The 18,163-nt window shown below is 67.0% G+C and carries 20 protein-coding genes and 1 pseudogene; 12 read left to right on the top strand and 9 right to left on the bottom strand.

Annotation, left to right across the window (positions count from 1 at the left end; translation table 11 throughout):
• Positions 1–22: 22 nt before the first annotated feature.
• Positions 23–910: a hypothetical protein gene (locus tag QRO93_RS11110; RefSeq protein ID WP_053448458.1), complete on the bottom strand. Its 888-nt coding sequence runs from the start codon at positions 908–910 to the stop codon at positions 23–25.
• A 93-nt stretch (positions 911–1,003) separates the two neighbouring features.
• On the opposite strand from QRO93_RS11110, the gene QRO93_RS11105 reads away from it, so the two are divergent.
• Positions 1,004–2,299, top strand: coding sequence for an acetyl-CoA C-acetyltransferase (locus QRO93_RS11105; RefSeq protein ID WP_005420942.1), 1,296 nt, complete (start codon positions 1,004–1,006; stop codon positions 2,297–2,299).
• Positions 2,300–2,527: 228 nt separating this feature from the next.
• Here the strand turns inward: QRO93_RS11105 and QRO93_RS11100 are convergent, their stop codons facing one another.
• The 3 genes from QRO93_RS11100 to QRO93_RS11090 all read right to left on the bottom strand — a co-directional run bounded on the left by QRO93_RS11100 (position 2,528) and on the right by QRO93_RS11090 (position 5,722).
• Entirely contained in the window at positions 2,528–3,823 is a 1,296-nt protein-coding gene (locus tag QRO93_RS11100) for a heme biosynthesis HemY N-terminal domain-containing protein (protein ID WP_180878715.1), read from the bottom strand.
• Between the two features lie 6 nt (positions 3,824–3,829).
• Complete coding sequence (locus QRO93_RS11095; RefSeq protein WP_164086762.1) at positions 3,830–4,807, bottom strand: uroporphyrinogen-III C-methyltransferase; 978 nt, start codon at positions 4,805–4,807, stop codon at positions 3,830–3,832.
• Positions 4,808–4,912: 105 nt separating this feature from the next.
• Positions 4,913–5,722 carry a uroporphyrinogen-III synthase gene (locus QRO93_RS11090; RefSeq protein ID WP_053448461.1) on the bottom strand — a complete coding sequence of 270 codons (810 nt, stop codon included), beginning with the start codon at positions 5,720–5,722 and terminating at the stop codon, positions 4,913–4,915.
• A 35-nt stretch (positions 5,723–5,757) separates the two neighbouring features.
• On the opposite strand from QRO93_RS11090, the gene QRO93_RS11085 reads away from it, so the two are divergent.
• The 5 genes from QRO93_RS11085 (at position 5,758) to QRO93_RS11065 (ending at position 8,843) form a co-directional block, all read left to right on the top strand.
• Positions 5,758–6,225, top strand: coding sequence for a YiiD C-terminal domain-containing protein (locus tag QRO93_RS11085; RefSeq protein ID WP_004153550.1), 468 nt, complete (start codon positions 5,758–5,760; stop codon positions 6,223–6,225).
• A gap of 32 nt (positions 6,226–6,257) precedes the next feature.
• Positions 6,258–6,683 (top strand): hypothetical protein, encoded by a 426-nt coding sequence (locus QRO93_RS11080; RefSeq protein ID WP_004153551.1) that lies wholly within the window; start codon positions 6,258–6,260, stop codon positions 6,681–6,683.
• Positions 6,684–6,740: 57 nt separating this feature from the next.
• Complete coding sequence (locus tag QRO93_RS11075; protein WP_004153552.1) at positions 6,741–7,178, top strand: rhodanese-like domain-containing protein; 438 nt, start codon at positions 6,741–6,743, stop codon at positions 7,176–7,178.
• 100 nt (positions 7,179–7,278) lie between these two features.
• Complete coding sequence (gene secB / locus QRO93_RS11070; protein ID WP_004153553.1) at positions 7,279–7,797, top strand: protein-export chaperone SecB; 519 nt, start codon at positions 7,279–7,281, stop codon at positions 7,795–7,797.
• A 20-nt stretch (positions 7,798–7,817) separates the two neighbouring features.
• Complete coding sequence (locus QRO93_RS11065; protein ID WP_053448462.1) at positions 7,818–8,843, top strand: NAD(P)H-dependent glycerol-3-phosphate dehydrogenase; 1,026 nt, start codon at positions 7,818–7,820, stop codon at positions 8,841–8,843.
• A gap of 142 nt (positions 8,844–8,985) precedes the next feature.
• Here QRO93_RS11065 and QRO93_RS11060 read toward each other — a convergent pair whose 3' ends face one another.
• Positions 8,986–9,462, bottom strand: coding sequence for a DUF4440 domain-containing protein (locus tag QRO93_RS11060; protein WP_180878714.1), 477 nt, complete (start codon positions 9,460–9,462; stop codon positions 8,986–8,988).
• Positions 9,463–9,574: 112 nt separating this feature from the next.
• Between QRO93_RS11060 and QRO93_RS11055 the strand changes: the two genes are divergently transcribed.
• On the top strand, positions 9,575–10,249 hold the full coding sequence (locus QRO93_RS11055) for an Ivy family c-type lysozyme inhibitor (RefSeq protein WP_180878713.1): 675 nt from the start codon (positions 9,575–9,577) through the stop codon (positions 10,247–10,249).
• Between the two features lie 122 nt (positions 10,250–10,371).
• Positions 10,372–11,499: an AraC family transcriptional regulator gene (locus QRO93_RS11050; RefSeq protein WP_164086766.1), complete on the top strand. Its 1,128-nt coding sequence runs from the start codon at positions 10,372–10,374 to the stop codon at positions 11,497–11,499.
• On the opposite strand, the gene QRO93_RS11045 is transcribed toward QRO93_RS11050, so the two are convergent.
• Positions 11,485–12,129 (bottom strand): DUF2306 domain-containing protein, encoded by a 645-nt coding sequence (locus tag QRO93_RS11045; protein WP_180878712.1) that lies wholly within the window; start codon positions 12,127–12,129, stop codon positions 11,485–11,487. The two genes, QRO93_RS11050 and QRO93_RS11045, sit on opposite strands and share 15 nt — an antisense overlap.
• A gap of 227 nt (positions 12,130–12,356) precedes the next feature.
• Here QRO93_RS11045 and QRO93_RS11040 point away from each other — a divergent pair, with 227 nt between their 5' ends.
• Positions 12,357–12,731: a VOC family protein gene (locus QRO93_RS11040; protein WP_180878711.1), complete on the top strand. Its 375-nt coding sequence runs from the start codon at positions 12,357–12,359 to the stop codon at positions 12,729–12,731.
• 6 nt (positions 12,732–12,737) lie between these two features.
• Here QRO93_RS11040 and QRO93_RS11035 read toward each other — a convergent pair whose 3' ends face one another.
• Positions 12,738–13,424 (bottom strand): L,D-transpeptidase, encoded by a 687-nt coding sequence (locus QRO93_RS11035; protein ID WP_180878710.1) that lies wholly within the window; start codon positions 13,422–13,424, stop codon positions 12,738–12,740.
• Between the two features lie 158 nt (positions 13,425–13,582).
• Positions 13,583–13,855 (bottom strand): hypothetical protein, encoded by a 273-nt coding sequence (locus QRO93_RS11030; RefSeq protein ID WP_053448469.1) that lies wholly within the window; start codon positions 13,853–13,855, stop codon positions 13,583–13,585.
• A 543-nt stretch (positions 13,856–14,398) separates the two neighbouring features.
• Between QRO93_RS11030 and QRO93_RS11025 the strand changes: the two genes are divergently transcribed.
• On the top strand, positions 14,399–14,974 hold the full coding sequence (locus tag QRO93_RS11025; RefSeq protein WP_004153562.1) for an Ax21 family protein: 576 nt from the start codon (positions 14,399–14,401) through the stop codon (positions 14,972–14,974).
• A gap of 129 nt (positions 14,975–15,103) precedes the next feature.
• On the opposite strand, the pseudogene QRO93_RS11020 reads toward QRO93_RS11025, so the two are convergent.
• A pseudogene (locus QRO93_RS11020) lies at positions 15,104–16,138 on the bottom strand (SDR family oxidoreductase).
• A gap of 126 nt (positions 16,139–16,264) precedes the next feature.
• Here QRO93_RS11020 and QRO93_RS11015 point away from each other — a divergent pair.
• Together QRO93_RS11015 and QRO93_RS11010 are read left to right on the top strand one after the other, a co-directional pair.
• Positions 16,265–16,876, top strand: a complete 612-nt coding sequence (locus tag QRO93_RS11015) for a TetR/AcrR family transcriptional regulator (protein WP_053448471.1) — start codon at positions 16,265–16,267, stop codon at positions 16,874–16,876.
• 267 nt (positions 16,877–17,143) lie between these two features.
• Positions 17,144–18,118, top strand: coding sequence for a Dyp-type peroxidase (locus tag QRO93_RS11010; RefSeq protein ID WP_164086772.1), 975 nt, complete (start codon positions 17,144–17,146; stop codon positions 18,116–18,118).
• Positions 18,119–18,163: the final 45 nt, after the last annotated feature.

The raw sequence follows: 18,163 nt of genomic DNA, 5'->3' as shown, positions 1-18,163 counted from the left end.
CCCCCCGCCCCCGCCACTACCATCAGCGCGCCAGCAGCTCGCGCGCGTCCTGCCCGGCCTCGCAGTGCACGAACAACACCGGCACGCCGTGCGCTTCCAGCACCGCGGCCATCTGCCGCTGGCGCATCAGGAACTGCTCGTAGATGCCCTTCAGGCGGTCGCAGTCGTTGTTGCCGTGGTTGTAGTGCGCGCACCAGCCGGCCGGATCGAACAGCGCCATGCGCGCCTCGCCATGGGTGTAGCGCAGCAGCGGCTCGGGCGCGGCGTTGAGCCATTCGTCCTCGCCCGGCGCCATGATCGCGGTCTCGATCAGCGGCCACAGCGCGGCCAGGCCCTGGTTGTCGTACTGCATCGACATCATCGCGGCCAGGTCGTTCACGGTGAAATAGCGCGCGTGCTCGATGCGGGCACCGAAGGTGTTCTGCGCCATCAATGCGGTATCGGCGTGCGCCATGCCATTGGCCAGCAGGGTTTCCTCCAGCGCATTGGCCACCGCGTTGGTGGTGGCCACATCGCTGCCGGTCAGCAGGAACGGCACCACGCGCAGGCCACCGCCCACCAGGCTGGCATCGGCCTGGAACGGCAGCGGCACGTCGCCGTTGGCATCGGTGCCGAACGCCAGCAGGCGCGGGCCCTGGTTGCGGCCTGGCGCACGCATCTGCAGTTCTTCCAGGCGGCGGTGGATCGGCCAGCCCGGGCGCAGTACTTCGGCCGGGTCGAAATGCGCGGCGGCGAACACCAGGTCCAGCTCGGCTACCTGCGGCACCAGCTTGGACAGGTCGCGGCCGACGCGTTCGGCCAGTTCACCGGCCTGTTCGGCGCTGAGTACCGCCTGGCGGGGGATTTCGCCGCCGGCCAGTTCCAGGGCCAGCACGCCAAGGGCATTCATCGCGGGGTCGGGTTTGCTCATGGTTCCACGGTTGGCCCATCACAGGGCGGCAGCTACACTTGGCTCCATTATGCCTGCTCCGTCGTGCAGGCCATGTTGCAGACACCCTCATCCATGCCAGGTATCTCCATGCCCAACGCTCGTCCCGTCGCCATCCTCGGTGGCGTCCGCATTCCGTTCTGCCGCCAGAACACCGCGTATTCGGATGTCGGCAACCTCGGCATGTCGGTCCGTACGCTGGGCGCGCTGGTCGAACGTTTCGGCCTGCATGGCCAGCAGCTCGGTGAAGTGGCGATGGGTGCGGTGATCAAGCACTCCAGCGACTGGAACCTGGGCCGCGAAGCCACGCTGTCCTCCGGCCTGTCGCCGCTGACCCCGGGCATCACCCTGCAACGCGCCTGCGGCACCTCGCTGGACAGCATCATCACCGTCGCCAACAAGATCGCGCTGGGCCAGATCGAATCGGGCATCGGCGGTGGTTCGGACACCACCTCCGACGTGCCGATCGTCTATGGCAAGAAGCTGCGCGCGCGCCTGCTGGCCGCCAACCGTGCCAAGAGCACCGGCGACAAGATCCGCGCGCTCACCGCCGGCTTCAAGTTCTCCGAACTGAAGCCCGAATTCCCGGGCGTGGCCGAGCCGCGCACCGGCAAGAGCATGGGTGACCACTGCGAGGACATGGCCAAGGAATGGAACATCTCGCGCGACTCGCAGGACGAGTGGGCGGTGTCCTCGCACAAGAAGCTGGCCGCGGCCTATGAGCGCGGCTTCTTCAACGACCTGATCGCCCCGTTCCGTGGTGTCGAGCGTGACAACATCCTGCGCCCGGATACATCGCTGGAAAAGCTGGCCACGCTGAAGCCGGCGTTCGACAAGGTGTCCGGCCGCGGCACGCTGACCGCCGCCAACTCCACGCCGTTGACCGATGGTGCCGCCGCGGTGCTGCTGGCCAGCGAAGAGTGGGCACGCGCGCACGGCCACGAGCCGCAGGCCTACCTGCGCGATGCACACGTGGCGGCGGTGGACTTCGTGCATGGCGAAGGCCTGCTGATGGCACCGACCATTGCCGTGCCGGAGATGCTCAAGCGCAATGGCCTGACCCTGCAGGACTTCGACATCTACGAGATCCACGAAGCCTTCGCCGCGCAGGTGCTGTGCACGCTGCGTGCGTGGGAGAGCGAGGACTACTGCCGCAACCGCCTGGGCCTGGATGCACCGCTGGGCCGCATCGACCCGGACAAGATCAACCTGCTGGGCTCGTCGCTGGCCACCGGCCACCCGTTCGCCGCTACCGGCGCACGCGTGATCGCCACCGCCGCCAAGCAGCTGGCCGAACGCGGCGGCGGCCGCGCGCTGGTCTCGATCTGCACCGCCGGCGGCATGGGCGTGGTGGCGATCGTCGAACGCTGATCGCTGCAACAGCACGCCAACCGAGGTTGGCGACTACCGGGAATGCGCGCTGGATCTGCTTTGGTGGATGCCGACCTTGGTCGGCCATGCGATGTCATCGTTCGGAAGATGTCAGAGCGCCAACCAAGGTTGGCGACTACCGGGTTCCACACATGAAAACGCCGCCCATCGGGCGGCGTTTTTTTCTCCGGAGGGTGCCGACCGTTGGTCGGCACACCTCAGCCATGCTTACGGCAATCGGGGATTACCGAACTCGTCGCGCTCTTCATTGGCGTCATACACCGGCGGCTGCACCACGATCGGCTGCTCTTCCACCGTCGCACGCGGCGGCGTTTCGTTGCCGCGTACCAGCGCCACGCTGTCTTCGCCGCGCTGCAGGCGCAGCGCATTGGCCAGGCACTGCGCGGCCAGTGCGTGCTCGCCACGCTGGGCGAACAGTTCACCCAGCGCTTCCCATGCCGGTGCCCCGGCGCCACTGGCGATCGCCTCATGCAGGAACGCGTCGGCGGCATCCCACTGCTGCTGCGCCAGTGCTACGCGGCCCTGCGCCAGGCGCAGCGCGGCCGAGCCGTCATGCACGTTGCGCCAGCGTTGCAGGTTGGCCTGTCGGGTGGCCAGGCGCTCGGCCGGGAGGCGGCCATACAGCGCCACCAGTTCATCATCCCAGCGCTGGTCCAGCGCCTGTTCCAGCGCCAGCAGTGCCGGCTCATCCCAGTTCAGGGCCACCGCTCGGCTGGCATAGGCGCCCACCACGTCCGGCGTCGGCCGCAGTGCCTTCGGCGTGGCCTCCCACTGCGCGGCCAGCGCGTTGACGTCGGCCGCTTCCAGCAGCGCCTGCGCTGCCAGGCGTGCTTCCAGTTCGCTGCTGGCGTCGGTCGGCAGTACCTTGCTCTGCCGCAGCGCGCCCAGCTGCCCATAGGCCTCGTGTGCGCGCCCGGCCTGCGCCAGTGCCTCGGTACGCAGCCACAGGCCACGCGGCGGCAGCGGCTGGATCGCGGCCACGTCCAGCGCGTTGATCGCATCCACCGGCAGATCACGCGCCAGCAGCTGTTCGGCACGCAGCAGCGCCTGCAGGGTGGCATCGCTTTCGCCCAGGCGCTGCAGCAGTGCTTCGCCGGCAGGGCCGTCGGCCCGTGCCTGCGCACTGCGCACGGCGTTGGCCAGCGCCACTGCGCTCACTTCGGGGTCTTTGGCGGCGCCGTCCAGCAGCTTCTCCGCACGCTGCCACTGGCCGTGCTCGTAAGCCTGCAGGCCGTCGATCAGGCGCACCCGGCCCTGCTTGCGGCGGTAACGGCCCCAGGCCCGGAACGGTGCGGCGATCAGGCTCCACAGCAGCCACAGAACCAGTACCGCGATCACCGCCAGCAACGCGACCTTCGGCAGGTTGCTGTGGTAGTCATAGCCGCCGTAACGCAGGATCACTTCGCCGAAACGGTTGAGGTCATCGGCGCCGAGCCATTGCGCGGCGACCACGCCGATGGCCACGGCCAGCAACAGCACGACCAGGGATTGCAGGGGTTTCATGCGGGATTACCTCCGGTCGGTCTGGGTGCGCAGTTGCTGCAGGGTGCTGCCAAGAACGGTGTTGCTGGCCTGCAGCGGAAGCTCGCGCAAGGTCTTCAGTTCAGCACGTTGCGCGCGCAGGGCCGGTGAATCCGGCCAGCGCCGCTGCGCCCAATGCTCCACGCGTACCAACGCGGTATCACGGCCAGCGCGGTCGCCGCGCTCGATCGCGGCGCGTGCCAGGGTCAGTTCCAGCTGCAGCGCATCGTCGGCATTGCGGCGTTCGGCAGCCGTCAGCGGGCCGTTCTGGCGGCTTGGGGTGATGTCCACGAACGGTGCCAGCGTGGCCTGCCACCAGGCTCTGGCGGCAGGCGGCGCAGCGTTGCCGGTCACCTGCGAGGGCAGCCCCTGCAAGGCCTTGGCCAATGCATCCAGGCGCTGCAACGACTGCACGCGCGGGCCGGCGCCGAGCGCATCCAGTGCATCGCGTTCCTGCACCAGCGCCTGGCGCAGGTTCAGGCCATCGCTGTCGGGCAGATCGGCCAGCGCAGTGGCGGCCTGGGCATACAGGCGGCGTGCGCCATCCACATCGTCGGCGTAGTTCAGGCGCTGCGCGGCCTGGGTCAGCAGCAACTCGGCCTCGTCGCGCTGCACCGCCTGCCGGCCCTGATTGGCGCTGTCGGCCAGCTTGGCCAGGTTTTCTTCCAGCAGTGCACTGCGCTGGGACAGGCCGAGCATCTCGTCGCGCAGTACGCGGTTGGTGGCGGCCGCGTCCTGCAGGCGCTGGCTGGTTGCGCGCTGGTCGCGGCGCAGCGCATCCAGCGTGGCCTCCAGGCCCTGCAGCTGCACCGCGGTGGTCTGCGCCTGCGCCGCCTGTTCGCTCTGCTGTTGCTGCCAGAAGTACCAGCCCGCGTAGCCGCCCGCGCCGAGCACGGCCACACCGGCCAGCGGCAGCAGCCAGCGTGCGGAGCGACGGGGTGGGGAAACGGGCGGAGTGTCGTTCATCGGGCTTCCTTGTCGGCAACGTCGCCGGTGGGGGGACCGGCAGGCCGCGTTGTGCACAGCATCACTGTTGCCGACGACAGCGGCAAGCGTGACCCACGTCCCTGTTCAGGTCGCTGCCGGGACGGTGAGCGTGGCGTGTGCAGCCGCCACCAGCTGTGCGGTGGTGGGGCCGGCCGCGCGCACGACGTGCTGCAGGCCCAGCGCCCGCGCCTGTTCACCCAGGCGATCACTGGCCACCACCGCGGTCGCGTGCGCCTGCAGGCGCTGCTGCAATGCGGTTGGAAGTTGCTGCCAGAAATGCTGCAGCGCTTCGCCGCTGCTGACCGCCAGCACCCACGGAAAGGCTGAATGCGCCAGTCGCGCCAGCGTGCGCGGCGCCAGGCGCAGCAGGCGCCGCTGGTAGACGTCGGCGCGTTCGATGCTGGCACCGGCCGCCTGCAGCTGCGCGGCAATCAGGCCGCGGCCACCGGGCGCGGTCACCAGGCCGATGCGCAGGCCCTGCACGTTTGCCAGTACCGGCAGCGCCAGCAGGCCTTCGCTGTCCATCCGCTGTGGTGCATGCACCTCGGAAATGCCGTGTGCCTGCAGCGCGCGCGCGGTGCCTTCGCCCACCGTCAGCCACGGACTGCGCTGCGCCTCGGCCAGCCGCAGCAGGGAAGCGGCCGCAGCAACCGCAGCCGGGCTGGTGAATACCACGCGATCGCAGTTCAGCGCGCGTTGCAGCTGGCGCACCACGGGCGTGCCGTGCAGGCGCTGCAACCGCCACGGTGAAAGGGCCAGCACATGCCCGCCCAGCCCAGCAACGGCGCGGCGCAGCGCCACATGCTGGCCTTGTGGGCGCAGTGAAATCAGGGTCCAGGCCGCGTCGGAGCCAGCGGCGCCAGTGGGTATCGTATGGTCGGCCATTGCCTGCATTATGCGGGCCCTTCGTTGTCGTGGTCGCTGCTCCGATGTCCGTTGATGCCCTGACTTCCTCGTTGGCCGCCCTGCAGGACGTACTGGACTGCATGCCAGCGGTCCGCGCCATGCAGATCCAGCTCGACGGCTATGCCGATGGCGTGCTGCGCATCACCGCGCCGCTGGCCGCCAACGTCAACGACAAGGGCAACGCCTTCGGTGGCAGCCTGGCCTCGGTACTGACCCTGTCCGGCTGGGCGCTGGTCAGCCTGCGCCTGCGCCTGGCCGGCCACGATGCCGAGGTCTACGTGGCCGACAGCAACCTGCGCTACCTGGCACCGGTCTACGAAGACCTGCATGCCCATGCCGAAGCCGCCGAAGCGAGCGGCTGGGACGCCTTCCTGAATACCTTCCGCCAGCGCCGCAAGGCCCGCATCAGCATCATCGCCACCCAGCCCGGTGCCGACGGCCGCCCGGCCGCCGAGTTCAGCGGTCGCTTCGTTGCCTTCGCCAAAGGGTAGGATGGCAGGCTGACGTTCTGGGGAAACCACCGATGCGCCGCCTCATCCAGTTCCTGATCTGTTCCCTGCTGCTGGCCAGCGCCGTGGCCTCGGCCGACGACCTCAGCCGCAAGCAGCGCAAGCTGCTGGAAGAGACCCAGATCGCCTACGGGGCGACCATCCGCTGGGGCAGCATGGACGATGCCATCGGTTACCTGGACCCGAAGCTGCGCAAGGAAAAACCGCCGACCGAGTTCGAGCTCAACCGCTACGCGCAGCTGCGCGTGTCGTCCTATCGCGAGCGCAGCAGCGCCTCGCTGGAAGGGGGCGAGGTCGAGCGCCGCGTCGAAATCGGGGTGATCAACCAGAACACCCAGGCCGAGCGCACCGTGGTCGTGGTCGAGCGCTGGCGCTGGGACCCGGAGGCCAAGCGCTGGTGGCAGTCCGCCGGCCTGCCGGACCTGTGGAAGGGGCAGTGACGGGCCGCGTCCGGCTTGTGCGACAATCGGCGCCCGCTTAATCGACCCGTGACCTGAGTGAATTACGAAGAGTTGCTGGCCTTTGCAGGCCGAAACCCGATGCTGTCCGCGGCCCTGGTCGGCCTGACCGTGGCCATCATCGTCACCGAGATCCGCCGCCTGTTCCGGGGCTTCAAGGGCATCAAACCCGCCGAACTGACCCAGCTGATGAACGCGGGCGGCACGGTGGTGGTCGACCTGTCGGCCAGCGGTGACTTCGAGAAGGGCCACATCGCCGGCAGCCGCAACGCCCAGGCCAGTGCCTTCGGCCCGGACAACAAGCTGGTAGCCAATGCCAAACAGTCGCCGGTGGTGCTGGTGTGCCGCAGCGGCAACGCCTCGGAAACCGCCGCCAAGGCGCTGAAGAAGGCCGGTTTCGAAAAGGTCTACGTGCTCGATGGTGGCATTCCCGCCTGGCAGCAGGCCGAGCTGCCGCTGGTCAAGGGCCGCAACTGATTGCCGCAGGTGGCGCATCCGGCCTTGTATGGGCCTGATGCCGCCCCCATCGCAGTAATTCGACCCTCGTTTTCATTGCATTCACCTGGAGTTACTGGAAATGTCCGAAGAGATCACCAACGGCGCCGCTGCGCCGGTCGATGCCGCCACCGGCCCCGCTTTCACCGTCGAGAAGATCTACGTCAAGGACGTCTCCTTCGAGTCGCCGAACGCTCCGACCATCTTCAATGACCAGGTGCAGCCGGAGCTGCAGCTGAACCTGAACCAGCAGGTGCAGCGCCTGGGCGAGAACGCCTTCGAAGTCGTGCTGGCCGTGACCCTGACCTGCCAGGCCGGCGAGCGCACCGCGTACGTGGCCGAAGTGAAGCAGGCCGGCGTGTTCGGCCTGGTCGGCCTGGACCCGCAGTCGATCGACGTGCTGCTCGGTACCCAGTGCCCGAACATCCTGTTCCCGTACGTGCGCCAGCTGGTCAGCGACCTGATCCAGGCCGGCGGCTTCCCGCCGTTCTTCCTGCAGCCGATCAACTTCGAAGGCCTGTACGCGGAAACCCTGCGCCAGCGCCAGGAGCAGGGCGACGCACCGTCGCTGGCTGACTCCGAGCCGGCCGGCAACGCCTGATTCCTGCCGCGACGTCACGGATGAGCACTACCGCTGACAAGATCGCCGTGCTCGGCGCCGGTTCCTGGGGAACCGCGCTGGCCAGCCTGCTCGCACGGCACGGTCACCCGACCGTGCTGTGGGGGCGTGACGCGGCCGTGGTCGAAGCCATCGACCAGCGCCATGAGAACCCGCGCTACCTGCCGGGCATTCCGCTGCCGGACAGCCTGCGTGCCACCACCGACCTGGCGTCGGCGGTGGAGGGCGCGGCCTGGATCCTGGTGGTGACCCCGTCGCATGCGTTCGGCGAAACCGTGCGCGCGCTGGCGCCGCTGCGCCCGGCCGGTGCCGGCGTGGCCTGGGCCACCAAGGGCTTCGAACCCGGTTCGGGCCGCTTCCTGCATGAGGTGGCGCGCGAAGTACTGGGTGAGGACGTGCCGCTGGCCGTTGTCACCGGGCCGTCGTTCGCCAAGGAAGTGACCCAGGGCCTGCCGACCGCGATCACCGTGCACGGCGACGTGCCCGAGTTCGCGCAGACGGTGGCCGAGGCGATGCACGGCCCCGCATTCCGTGCCTACACCGGCGACGACATGGTCGGTGCTGAGCTGGGCGGCGCGATGAAGAACGTGCTGGCTGTGGCTACCGGCGTGGCCGATGGCATGCAGCTGGGCTTCAACGCGCGGGCCGGCCTGATTACCCGTGGCCTCAACGAGATGCTGCGCCTGGCCGCTGCGATCGGCGCAAAGCCTGAGACCCTGATGGGCCTGGCCGGCCTCGGCGATCTGGTGCTGACCTGCACCGGCGACCTGTCGCGCAACCGCCGCCTGGGCCTGGCCCTGGGCCGTGGCCAGACGCTGCAGGATGCCGTGCGCGAAATCGGCCAGGTGGTCGAGTCGGTGCAGACCGCCGACGAAGTGATGCGACAGGCGCGCCGCCATGGCATCGACCTGCCGATCTCCGACCGCGTGCGTGCCGTGCTGCATGGCGAGCAGACGCCGGAAGAAGGCCTGCGCGCGCTGCTGGCGCGGGAACAGAAGCCGGAATATCCGGACACGCTGTTCAAGTGAATCGAAAAACCCCGGCCATGCGCCGGGGTTTTTTTTATGCACCCCATCCACGCATGGCGTGGATCTACGACGGAAACCGCTTCTGGTAGCCGCCAACCTTGGTTGGCGCCCAGTAGCGCCGGACCATGCCCGGCGGAATCCATCACCGCGCCCGTGGCGGCGCGTTGCCGTTGTCCATGTCCGAGAAGATCATCCACGGCCCATCGCCCACGCGCTCCAGCGTCAGCGTGAACTTGCCGGTGTCCCCCACGTTGTTGCCGAAGGTGTAGCCACCGATGATGTAGCCGACGTTCCCTTCCACGGCATACGCCAACGCGCGCAACCGCAACGGGCTGCCGCTCTGGCCGGAATATGCCGCCTCGATGGCTTTGCGTCCGCGCACCGGCGCCTGGTTGCTCTGCAGGATGAAGCCATCCTCGGCAAACAGCCGGACGAGCGCCTTTGCATCCCCCTTGCGCCACGCCTGTTCGTAGTCGCGCAGCACGCGATCCAGCGGCGCAGGCAGGGCTGTATCGGGAAGCGGTGGTGCGGGCTTCGCGCCTTCAGCATCGTGGGCGATGGTCGGCGATGCCAGCAGCAGGGCACTGCAGAAGATCACGGCGAGTCGTGTACGGCGCATGCGTCCAGGTCCTGGCGATGACGGGAGCGGAGAACGCATCCTAGCGCGCCGCTGGTTAGAATCACGCTGCCGCCGGCGTGGCGCATGCATCGCAGATAGACAAGGACAGGGAATGAAGATTCGAGCTGCAGGGATGGCACTGACGGTCGCGCTGCTGGCGGCCTGCGGGCAGACGCCGGAGAAGGCCGTCGAAACGGCGCCTGCGGTTGCATCCGACGCACCCGCTGGAACACCGGCAGCGACGACCACCGTGGTCGAGAGTGAACCGTCCATCGAGGACGGAGTGGATCCGTCGGTGTGGGACAGCGAAGGCGAGCCGGAAGACTCCGGTGGCGGCCGTGAGCTCACCTGCAAGGACAACCCGTTGGCGACCCATTTCTTCACCCTGGTGGGCGGCAACACGGTGGACGATTGTGGCCGCAAGGACCCGAAGGTGCTGGCCGCGTTCGATGCATTGATGAAGGGAACGCAGGCCGCCGAATCCGCCGACAAGGACATCCCGTCGCTGCGCGAACGCCTGTTGAGCGGCCCCAGCGGGCCTGGCGAGCTGCTGGTGCTTCAGGGCGAACCCTGGTGGTTCTACACCGCCTGCCAGGCCCACGACTGCCCCGGCACCGCGCTGGCGATGCTGTATTCGCCCGATCAGTCGAAGATGGTCGGCCGCCTCACCGCGCGCTGCCGGGTGTGGTGGCTGGGCGAGCCTACGGCCGAACAGCGCGAGCAGATCGAACAGCTCCGCCCGCTGGATGATGCCGCATTGAAGGAAGACAGCGCGATCTGCGAATGAGGTGATGCGGGCGGGGAACGTCCGCTCATGCCGGGGCGGGCGTAGGCCATTCGTCCTGTTCTTCTGCCCGGAAACCGGCTGCTAAGCTTCCCCCCCATCCCGTTGCCGACCGGCCTCCTTCCATGGCTTTCTGGACCGTCGTCTTCGCCATTGGCGCCGCGCAGGCCGCGCTGCTTGCCCTGGCCCTGTGGCGGCGGCCGGCCAATGCCGGGGCGAACCGGGTGCTGGCGATGTGGATCGCGCTGATCGGCATCGATCTGGCGGTGAAGGCGCTCTACTGGGATCCGTCCTACCCGGCACCCACCAAGGCGCTGCGGTTCGTCGGCCTGTTCCCGTTCCTGTACGGCAGCCTGTTCTATGTCTACGTCAGGGTCCTGACCGAGGCCAGGGCCGTACGCTGGCGCGATGCTGTGCATCTTTCGGGATTCATCATCGTGCTGGCGCTGCATGCAGGCTTCTTCCTGCGTGGGCTGGTGCCGGCCGAGGGCATGCTGGCGCGAACGCTGCCGGGCATCGCGGAACTGGAATGGATGCGGCTGAACATCGTGCTGTACGCGTACAGCCTCTCCTATGTCATTGCCGGTCTGCTGCGGGTCGGCCGCTACCGGCGCGGCCTGCTGCGGCGGCGTTCGGATGCGGACCGGATGTCGCTGCACTGGATCGATGCGATGGCGATCTCGCAGATCCTCATCTGGCTCATTGCCACCACGCAATGGCTGGTCAGGATTCCCTGGATCGACTATCCGCTGATCTACGGCCTCGTTGCAGCGTGGGTATTCCTGATGGGCTACTTCAGCCTCACCCAGCCGGCCGTGCTGGTCGAGCCGGTTGCGGAACCGGCACCCGCCAACCGCGAAGTAGTACCGGCCAGCGACGATGCACGCGTTGCCGAGGTTGAAGTGCGCCTGTCGCAGCTGATGGCCGAACAGCAGCTCTACCGTGAACCGGCGCTCACCATCGGCCAGCTGGCCAGACGCTCCGGCTACCCCGAATATCTGGTGTCGGCGGTGATCAACCGCCGCTTCGGCGGGAATTTCTGGGAATACATCAACCGCCAGCGGATTGAAGCCGCCGCTTCCCATCTGGCCGATGGCGCTGACACCCGGACCATTCTCGACATCGCCTATGCCTGCGGCTTCACCTCGAAATCGACGTTCAATGCGGCGTTCAAGCGGCTGCTGGGTGAAACGCCCAGTGTCTTCCGCAAGCGCCATGCGATGGCGGGCACCCCGCAATCACCGAGCCGCTGACAATGCAGTGGCCGGCGGTCGCCGCGGCCAGCGCAGCACAAGTTCGCAGAGTGCCAGGTTGAACACCCAGCATCCCCAGGCGGCGGCCAGATAGACCGGGGGAAAGGGCAGATGCAGCACGCCCAGGCCGATGCCCAGGATCAACCGGAACGTCACCGCAGAGGCAGTGAGGGCGATGCTGCGCCACATCCACTGCCGGTGCCTGGCGAGATTGCCGGCCAGCGCGTGGCCGATGCCGAGGCCGGTGGTGGCCAGCCATGCAAGCGCCAACAAGCCAAAGGCGATGCCGGTAGGGGCTCCTCCCTCGGCATGCAGGGCCAGTGACAAGCCCCCCAATCCCGCAACCAGTACGCCGCCTGCGTACAGGCCACCGCTCAGCCGGTGCAGCCGCGGGAGATGTCGCTGCACCCATCCGCTCATCTGCAACGGCGCCAGCAACAAGGCCAGCCCGCCGCCGAAGAGGTGGGCGGGTACGTCCAGGCCGGACGCCGCGAACTTCATCTGCAGCGGGTTGTCCGCGTGTGGCTGGCCGTACAGCACGGTGAAGGCATAGGCGGCCACGGCGGCGCAGAGCAGGGCGAAGACCAGCCTCGCCGTCCAGCGGGCAACCTTGGGAAAGCGGTGTGGCATCTTGGAACCTCGCATTGGTGATCGAGGTTCGAGCGTGGGTGCGACGTACGGGAAAATCGTCCGGATCGGCGGAGTCGTACCCGGGACCGGCGGAGGAGTGCGGCCAGGGCGACCCATCGACAATGCCAACGCTGGCTGCGCTCGTCCGCTGTTCCAGCGGCCCGGCCCTGAGGCCGGCCGGACGCTATGATCGGCCAACACCCGAACATGGAAGGGTTCTCGCGCCCATGAAGATCGAGTCCATCTCTCCCATCCTGTCCGTAGACCATCTTGCCGAGTCAATCGCGTTCTACTGCGGCACGCTCGGATTCGAACTGGCGTGGTCGTGGGGTGATCCCACCGACATTGCTGCCGTCTGCCGCGACGGCGTGGAGATCACCCTCACGCAACGGTCCGGGAGCAAGCCGGCAGGCGCAGCACACGCCTATCTGGTCGTATCCGGTATCGACGACTATTACCGGACCCTTGAAGGATCGGGTGTCACGATCGTCGTCCCTATCGGGGACAGGCCCTACGGCATGCGCGATTTCCGCCTGGCGGATCCAAGTGGCAATGAACTCAGCATCGGGCAGGTCATAGAGAACAGGGACAGCGCTCGTTAGCGCGCGTTACTTGCTCGCGTGCCGTGCGCCCTTTTCGTCCTGGTCCTTTGCATCCCCCCGGCTCTGCGCGAATTCCGGGAACGTCTTCGCGATCGAATCCTTGTCCGGCAGGATGTAGAACACGCCGCCCTTCTCGAAGGTGGACTGCACGATCTGCTCGTAGAACGCGGGCGAGACGTTGATGCAGCCATGGGTGACGCGGTTGTCGTCCGGGGTCGGTGTTGCCAGCCGCTCGGCGCGCTTTTCCTTCGGACTGCCCGGCGGCAGCGGGTGCATCGATACGGCGGAATCGTAGTCCACCCACAGCACGCGCCCGGCATCGTCGGAGGGGCCGTAGCCGCCAATGAAGCGGCCGGCAGGTGTGGTGCGGTCGTGGCCTGGAATCGCACTCAGCGCCAGCTTGGCGACGCCGGGTGCGGAGTGATCGCCGATGGCCGATCCGAACAGCGCCGGTGCCGCGCCACGCAGCTTGCCCTCGCCGCTGAAGACCAGCACCTGCGCCGCCGCCTTGTCCATGACCGCAAATGGATAGCCCTGGTTGTCCTTGCTGGCGACCACCCAGCCGGCCAGTTCGATAACCGTTTCGGACACGTTCTGGTCAGGCGGAAGTTCATCAACGGCGGCCACCGGTGGTGCAGGTGCGTCCTTGTCCCTGGCGTTGGCTACGCCGCTGCACGCAACGGCCAGCGCCATGACCAGTGCGGCATGCAGGACGCGGCGTGCGGGGGAGGAGTAGGTGCGAATGGGACGACTCCTTGGCAATGCAGTTTCGGCTGGAAGGATGCCAGTGGCCGGCGAAGGCCACTGGTTCCCGATACTGAGGTCGATCAATTCAAGGGGTGAGGGAGCGGTTACCCGCGCGGCTTGCGGCCGGCGGGTGCCCTTTCAAGCTGCTGGACGCGGCCTTCGATCTGGTCGAGGCGCTGGTTGGCCTGCTGTGCAGACTGGTTGGCGGACTCCGCACTCTGCGCGGCGCCCTGCACCTTTACGTCGAGCTGATCGAGACGCGAGTTGATGGTTGCAAACTCGTTCTTGTATGAGGCGCAAGCGCCAAGGCTCACGGTGGCGATGAGCGCCACGCTGAGTGCACGGGCCATCTTCAGGTGTTGCGAGGTCAGTTTCATTCCACTCCCTCCTTCGTCTGGGGAAGCTGGAATATAGCGGCGTTTGTTCCCGGCGCTGACAAGCGCTTTCAGCTGCAATTTGAGTACGTGGATGGGCTGTGAAGCCTGCTGCTGACCCAACATTAACAAGCGGGATCAGGCGAGCTGATCTACGTCATCGAAGCGCCTTGCGCCTCTTCATATCCGCCAATTCATCAGCATGAAGCGGGAATCCTCGCTTGGCAGACACACGCGGCCTCGCTTGCGTCAGGCAGAGCTGCAGCGTCCTCGAAGCGCACATCCAGCAACTCGGCTGTTCGTCGCATGGGCAACGCACTTGCGGGAAATGCGATGGCCGAAGGAATCGCATTTCCCGCGAGTACGGCCGCTCCCAATGGCGCATGGCGAGTTCCCTGAACGGGAACCATATTTATACACCAGTCAGTTCAATATTCAGGGTCGATTAGACCCCCTAACGGATAATTCACACCTGTCGATCGCCTCCTCTCTCTCCCCCTCCCGGGAGGCGGTCGACGAAACCAAAATAATTAAAGGTGTGTCCCGATGAACAAGAATTCGCTGCTTGCCCTGGGTCTTCTGGCTGCTCTGCCGTTCGCTGCATCGGCAACCGACGGCCTGTCGTACAACTACGTTGAAGGCGGCTACGTGAACACCGATGCCAAGGGCGGCGACGCCGATGGCTGGAAGGTGAAGGGTTCCGTTGCGGTGCACCCGAACTTCCACATCTTCGGCGACTACAGCGCGCAGGAGACCGACAAGTTCAAGAACGACGTCGACCAGTGGCGCCTGGGTGTCGGCTACAACTACGGCATCGCACCGAACACCGACCTGGTGGCTCGCGTTGCGTACCAGAAGTACGACGAGAAGCGCGGCCTGGACTTCAACGGCTACTCCACTGAAGTGGGCGTGCGCACCGCATTCAACCCGTATGTGGAAGGCTACGTGATGGCCGGCTACGAAGATTTCAGCAAGAAGCATGGCTACAACCCGGACGGCGAGTTCTACGGCCGCGTCGGCGCCACCGCCAAGTTCAACCAGAACTGGGGCCTGAGTGGCGAAGTGAAGCTGGCCAAGGCCGGCGACCGCGAGTGGTTCGTGGGCCCGCGCTTCACCTGGTAACAAACGCCTGTCGTTAGTGCGTGTTGTGCTGGCGTGTGACTCTCTCTCTCTCTCCCACACGCCAACCGAAGCCCGGCCTCGCGCCGGGCTTCACTTTTATGGGCACCGCGTTTACCGGCATCCCGGGCTTCAGTGATCGGGGCTCTGCACCAGCCCGAGCCGGATCAGGCTTTCGGCGGTCGCCACGATGGCGTCCTCGCGCGAACGCGGTGACCACCCCAGCATGCGCTGCGCTTTCTCGCTGGTTGCGTTCATGGTGCGGCCCAGCAGTGGGATCGAGCCACGCAGCGCCGGGTCCTTCAGTGCACCCAGGCGCATCACCCAGTTGGGAATGACACGGGTACTGACCTTGCCCGCAGAGGCGCCCATGCGCTGCTTCAGGATCTTTGCCACCTCGCCCAGCCAGAGGCTGTCCCCGGCGATGGCGATGAAGCGCTCGCCGCTGGCCGCCGGATGGGTCATCGCACGCAAATGCAGGTCTGCCACGTCCCGCACGTCCACGAATCCGCAATTGATCTTCGGCGATCCCTTCTGGCCCTGGAGCAGATTGCGCACCAGGCGGATGGAGTGCGAATAGTCGCTGCCCAGCACCGGGCCGAGCACTGCGGTCGGGTTCACCACCGAGAGCTCCAGGCCACCGCCCTCGCGCGCGATGAAGTCCCACGCAGCACGCTCGGAGAGCGTCTTCGACTTCTGGTAGAGTCAGACATCGGCGGACAGATCGCTCCAGTCGGTCTCGTTGAACGGGCGGCCGATGTCGCCGTGGCCGGCGCAGATCGCGCCGAAGGCCGAGGTCAGCACCACCCGTTGCACGCCGGCGTCGCGCGCCGCGCGCAGGACGCGCAGGTTGCCATCCACGGCCGGGCGCACCCACTGTTCTTCGCTGGTCTGTTCGCCGGTGGGTGTAGGCGATGCTCCGTGCATCACGTGGCTGCAGCCGGCAACGGCTTCGGCCCAGCCCTCGTCGCGACCGAGGTCGGCCACCACCACGCTGAGGCGATCGCCCGGCTCGGCGCCACCGACCTTCAGCTGTTGGCGCACCTCCGCTTCGCGCGACAGTGAGCGCACCGTGGTGCGGACGTCGTAGCCGGCCGCGAGCAGGGCCAGGATGCAGTGCTGGGCGATGAAGCCGGTGCCACCGGTCACCAGGACGGTCGTTCTCATGGGAACTCTCCAGATACGTGGGGGGATTGGCGGGCCATCCCGACGCGGATCCAGCGGCATGGGTGGCTATGTCTACAGCTGTATACATGCGTTGCCGGCGATTGTCTACAGCTGTATACTTAACGAATGAGCACGCCCGTCGCACCGACCACCCGCAAGCCCCGCCAACGTGATGCCGAAGCGACCCGCGAGGCGATCCTGGCGTCCGCACGCCGGGCCTTCGCCCTGTCCGGCTATGACGGTGCTGGAGTGCGTGACATCGCGGCCGGGGCCGGGGTGACGGCGATGATGGTCAACCGCTACTTCGGCTCGAAGGAGCAGCTGTTCGCGGAGGTGGTGGAAGACACCATGACCCAGGGCAGCCTTATTGCCGGCGGCATCATGGACCAGCCGGAACCGGGCAAGGCACTGGCGCGCGCACTGGTGAAGATGACCCGCGCCGATGCCACGCCCATGGACGGATTCCTGATCACCTTCCATTCCGCATCGAGCCCACTGGCAGCGGAAATCGGCCGCGACAAGATCGCCGCGCATCACCTGGAGACCGTGGCCGCCTCGCTGCAGGGCACGCAGCGGGCCGAGCGCGCCGCGCTCATCCTGGCGATGATTTCCGGCTTCCAGGTGATGCGGCAGATGATCGCGCTGCCGGCCCTTGCCGATGCCGACGAGGACGAGCTGGCCGAGTTGCTGGGTACGGTATTCGAGCGGCTGATCCAGCGGCCTGCAGCCGGGCCGTAGGATCAGTTCACCGGCTTGCCGTAGCTTTCGGCGAGGATCGCCTTGTACTCGGCCAGTGACGGCAGGCCCATGGCGCTGCGCATCGCGTGGCAAGGGCCGGTCCAGTTCGAGATCACCCGCGGATAGTCGCGCGACGCCTCCGCGCCCGCTGCCCCTTCTGCGTAGTGGCGAACTGAGAACCGCTCCGTCGCTGTCAGGGGGGTTCCGCTATGATCGCCCGCACATCGCCGCGCGCGATGCGCCCGCCTCAAGCCAGCAGGAACCGTCGTGAACTCCCAGCCCGCACCGATCACCGCCCTCAACCACACGCTCGACAACGAGCCGCAGCAGATCACCGCGCCGCTGACGCACTCGGCCGCGTTCCTGGTGTTGAAGGTGAAGGATGACGCGGCCTCGATCGCGAAGGCACGCGAGGTGCTGGCCAGTACCGACGACTTGATCAAGAACACCGCCATCCGCGAGATCGAGCGCACCTTCACCTGCAACGTGGCCATCGGCCATCGCGTGTGGCAGCCGCTGGTGGGCAGCACGCCGCCGCGCGAACTGAAGCCGTTCCGCGAGATCAAGGGGGCGACCCACACTGCGGTTTCCACGCCGGGCGACCTGCTGTACCACATCCGTGCACGCACGATGGACCTGATCGTGGCGTTCGAGCGCAACCTGCTGATGGCCTTCGGCGATGCGGTGGAAACCGTTGATGACGTCGCCGGTTTCCGCTATTTCGATGGCCGTGACCTGCTCGACTTCGTCGATGGCACCGCCAACCCTGAAGGGCTGTCGTTGCCTGAGGCAACCATCGTCGGTGACGAGGACCCGGAACACGCGGGTGGCAGTTACGTGGTGGTGCAGAAGTACCTGCACAACCTCGATGCCTGGCGCGCGCAGAAGACCGAAGCCCAGGAGGCGATCATCGGCCGCACCAAGCACGACAACATCGAGCTGGACGACGCGCCCGCCGATGCGCAGAAGTCGCACAAGACGCTGTGCACGATCGAGGACGCCGACGGCGAGCACGAGATCCTGCGCGACAACATGCCGTTCGCCACGCCGGGCCGTGGCGAGTACGGCACCTACTTCATCGGCTACACGCGCCGCCTGTGGGTGATCGAGACGATGCTGGAACGCATGTTCATCGGCAATCCCGCGCCGCTGCACGACCGCATCCTGGACTTCTCCACCGCCGTCACCGGCGTGACCTTCTTCGCGCCCGCGCGCAAGGTGCTGGCCGATCTGGGCGACTGATCGCCGGTTACGCGGCCGTAGAGTCGAGCTTGCTCGACTGCGCCA

Origin of the sequence: Stenotrophomonas maltophilia group sp. Smal17 (assembly GCF_030237045.1) — a bacterium.
GTDB classification, from domain to species: Bacteria; Pseudomonadota; Gammaproteobacteria; order Xanthomonadales; family Xanthomonadaceae; genus Stenotrophomonas; species Stenotrophomonas forensis.
Note: the sequence above shows the minus strand (reverse complement) of the source record. Positions and strands in the feature narration are given on the sequence as shown.

What these genes read in the sequence shown, in the direction of transcription:
- QRO93_RS11110 (WP_053448458.1), bottom strand. Translation starts at nt 910, where the DNA reads ATGAGCAAACCCGACCCCGCGATGAATGCCCTTGGCGTGCTGGCCCTG.
- QRO93_RS11105 (WP_005420942.1), top strand. Translation starts at nt 1,004, where the DNA reads ATGCCAGGTATCTCCATGCCCAACGCTCGTCCCGTCGCCATCCTCGGT.
- QRO93_RS11100 (WP_180878715.1), bottom strand. Translation starts at nt 3,823, where the DNA reads ATGAAACCCCTGCAATCCCTGGTCGTGCTGTTGCTGGCCGTGGCCATC.
- QRO93_RS11095 (WP_164086762.1), bottom strand. Translation starts at nt 4,807, where the DNA reads ATGAACGACACTCCGCCCGTTTCCCCACCCCGTCGCTCCGCACGCTGG.
- QRO93_RS11090 (WP_053448461.1), bottom strand. Translation starts at nt 5,722, where the DNA reads ATGCAGGCAATGGCCGACCATACGATACCCACTGGCGCCGCTGGCTCC.
- QRO93_RS11085 (WP_004153550.1), top strand. Translation starts at nt 5,758, where the DNA reads ATGTCCGTTGATGCCCTGACTTCCTCGTTGGCCGCCCTGCAGGACGTA.
- QRO93_RS11080 (WP_004153551.1), top strand. Translation starts at nt 6,258, where the DNA reads ATGCGCCGCCTCATCCAGTTCCTGATCTGTTCCCTGCTGCTGGCCAGC.
- secB (WP_004153553.1), top strand. Translation starts at nt 7,279, where the DNA reads ATGTCCGAAGAGATCACCAACGGCGCCGCTGCGCCGGTCGATGCCGCC.
- QRO93_RS11065 (WP_053448462.1), top strand. Translation starts at nt 7,818, where the DNA reads ATGAGCACTACCGCTGACAAGATCGCCGTGCTCGGCGCCGGTTCCTGG.
- QRO93_RS11060 (WP_180878714.1), bottom strand. Translation starts at nt 9,462, where the DNA reads ATGCGCCGTACACGACTCGCCGTGATCTTCTGCAGTGCCCTGCTGCTG.
- QRO93_RS11055 (WP_180878713.1), top strand. Translation starts at nt 9,575, where the DNA reads ATGAAGATTCGAGCTGCAGGGATGGCACTGACGGTCGCGCTGCTGGCG.
- QRO93_RS11050 (WP_164086766.1), top strand. Translation starts at nt 10,372, where the DNA reads ATGGCTTTCTGGACCGTCGTCTTCGCCATTGGCGCCGCGCAGGCCGCG.
- QRO93_RS11045 (WP_180878712.1), bottom strand. Translation starts at nt 12,129, where the DNA reads ATGCCACACCGCTTTCCCAAGGTTGCCCGCTGGACGGCGAGGCTGGTC.
- QRO93_RS11040 (WP_180878711.1), top strand. Translation starts at nt 12,357, where the DNA reads ATGAAGATCGAGTCCATCTCTCCCATCCTGTCCGTAGACCATCTTGCC.
- QRO93_RS11035 (WP_180878710.1), bottom strand. Translation starts at nt 13,424, where the DNA reads ATGGCGCTGGCCGTTGCGTGCAGCGGCGTAGCCAACGCCAGGGACAAG.
- QRO93_RS11030 (WP_053448469.1), bottom strand. Translation starts at nt 13,855, where the DNA reads ATGAAACTGACCTCGCAACACCTGAAGATGGCCCGTGCACTCAGCGTG.
- QRO93_RS11025 (WP_004153562.1), top strand. Translation starts at nt 14,399, where the DNA reads ATGAACAAGAATTCGCTGCTTGCCCTGGGTCTTCTGGCTGCTCTGCCG.
- QRO93_RS11015 (WP_053448471.1), top strand. Translation starts at nt 16,265, where the DNA reads ATGAGCACGCCCGTCGCACCGACCACCCGCAAGCCCCGCCAACGTGAT.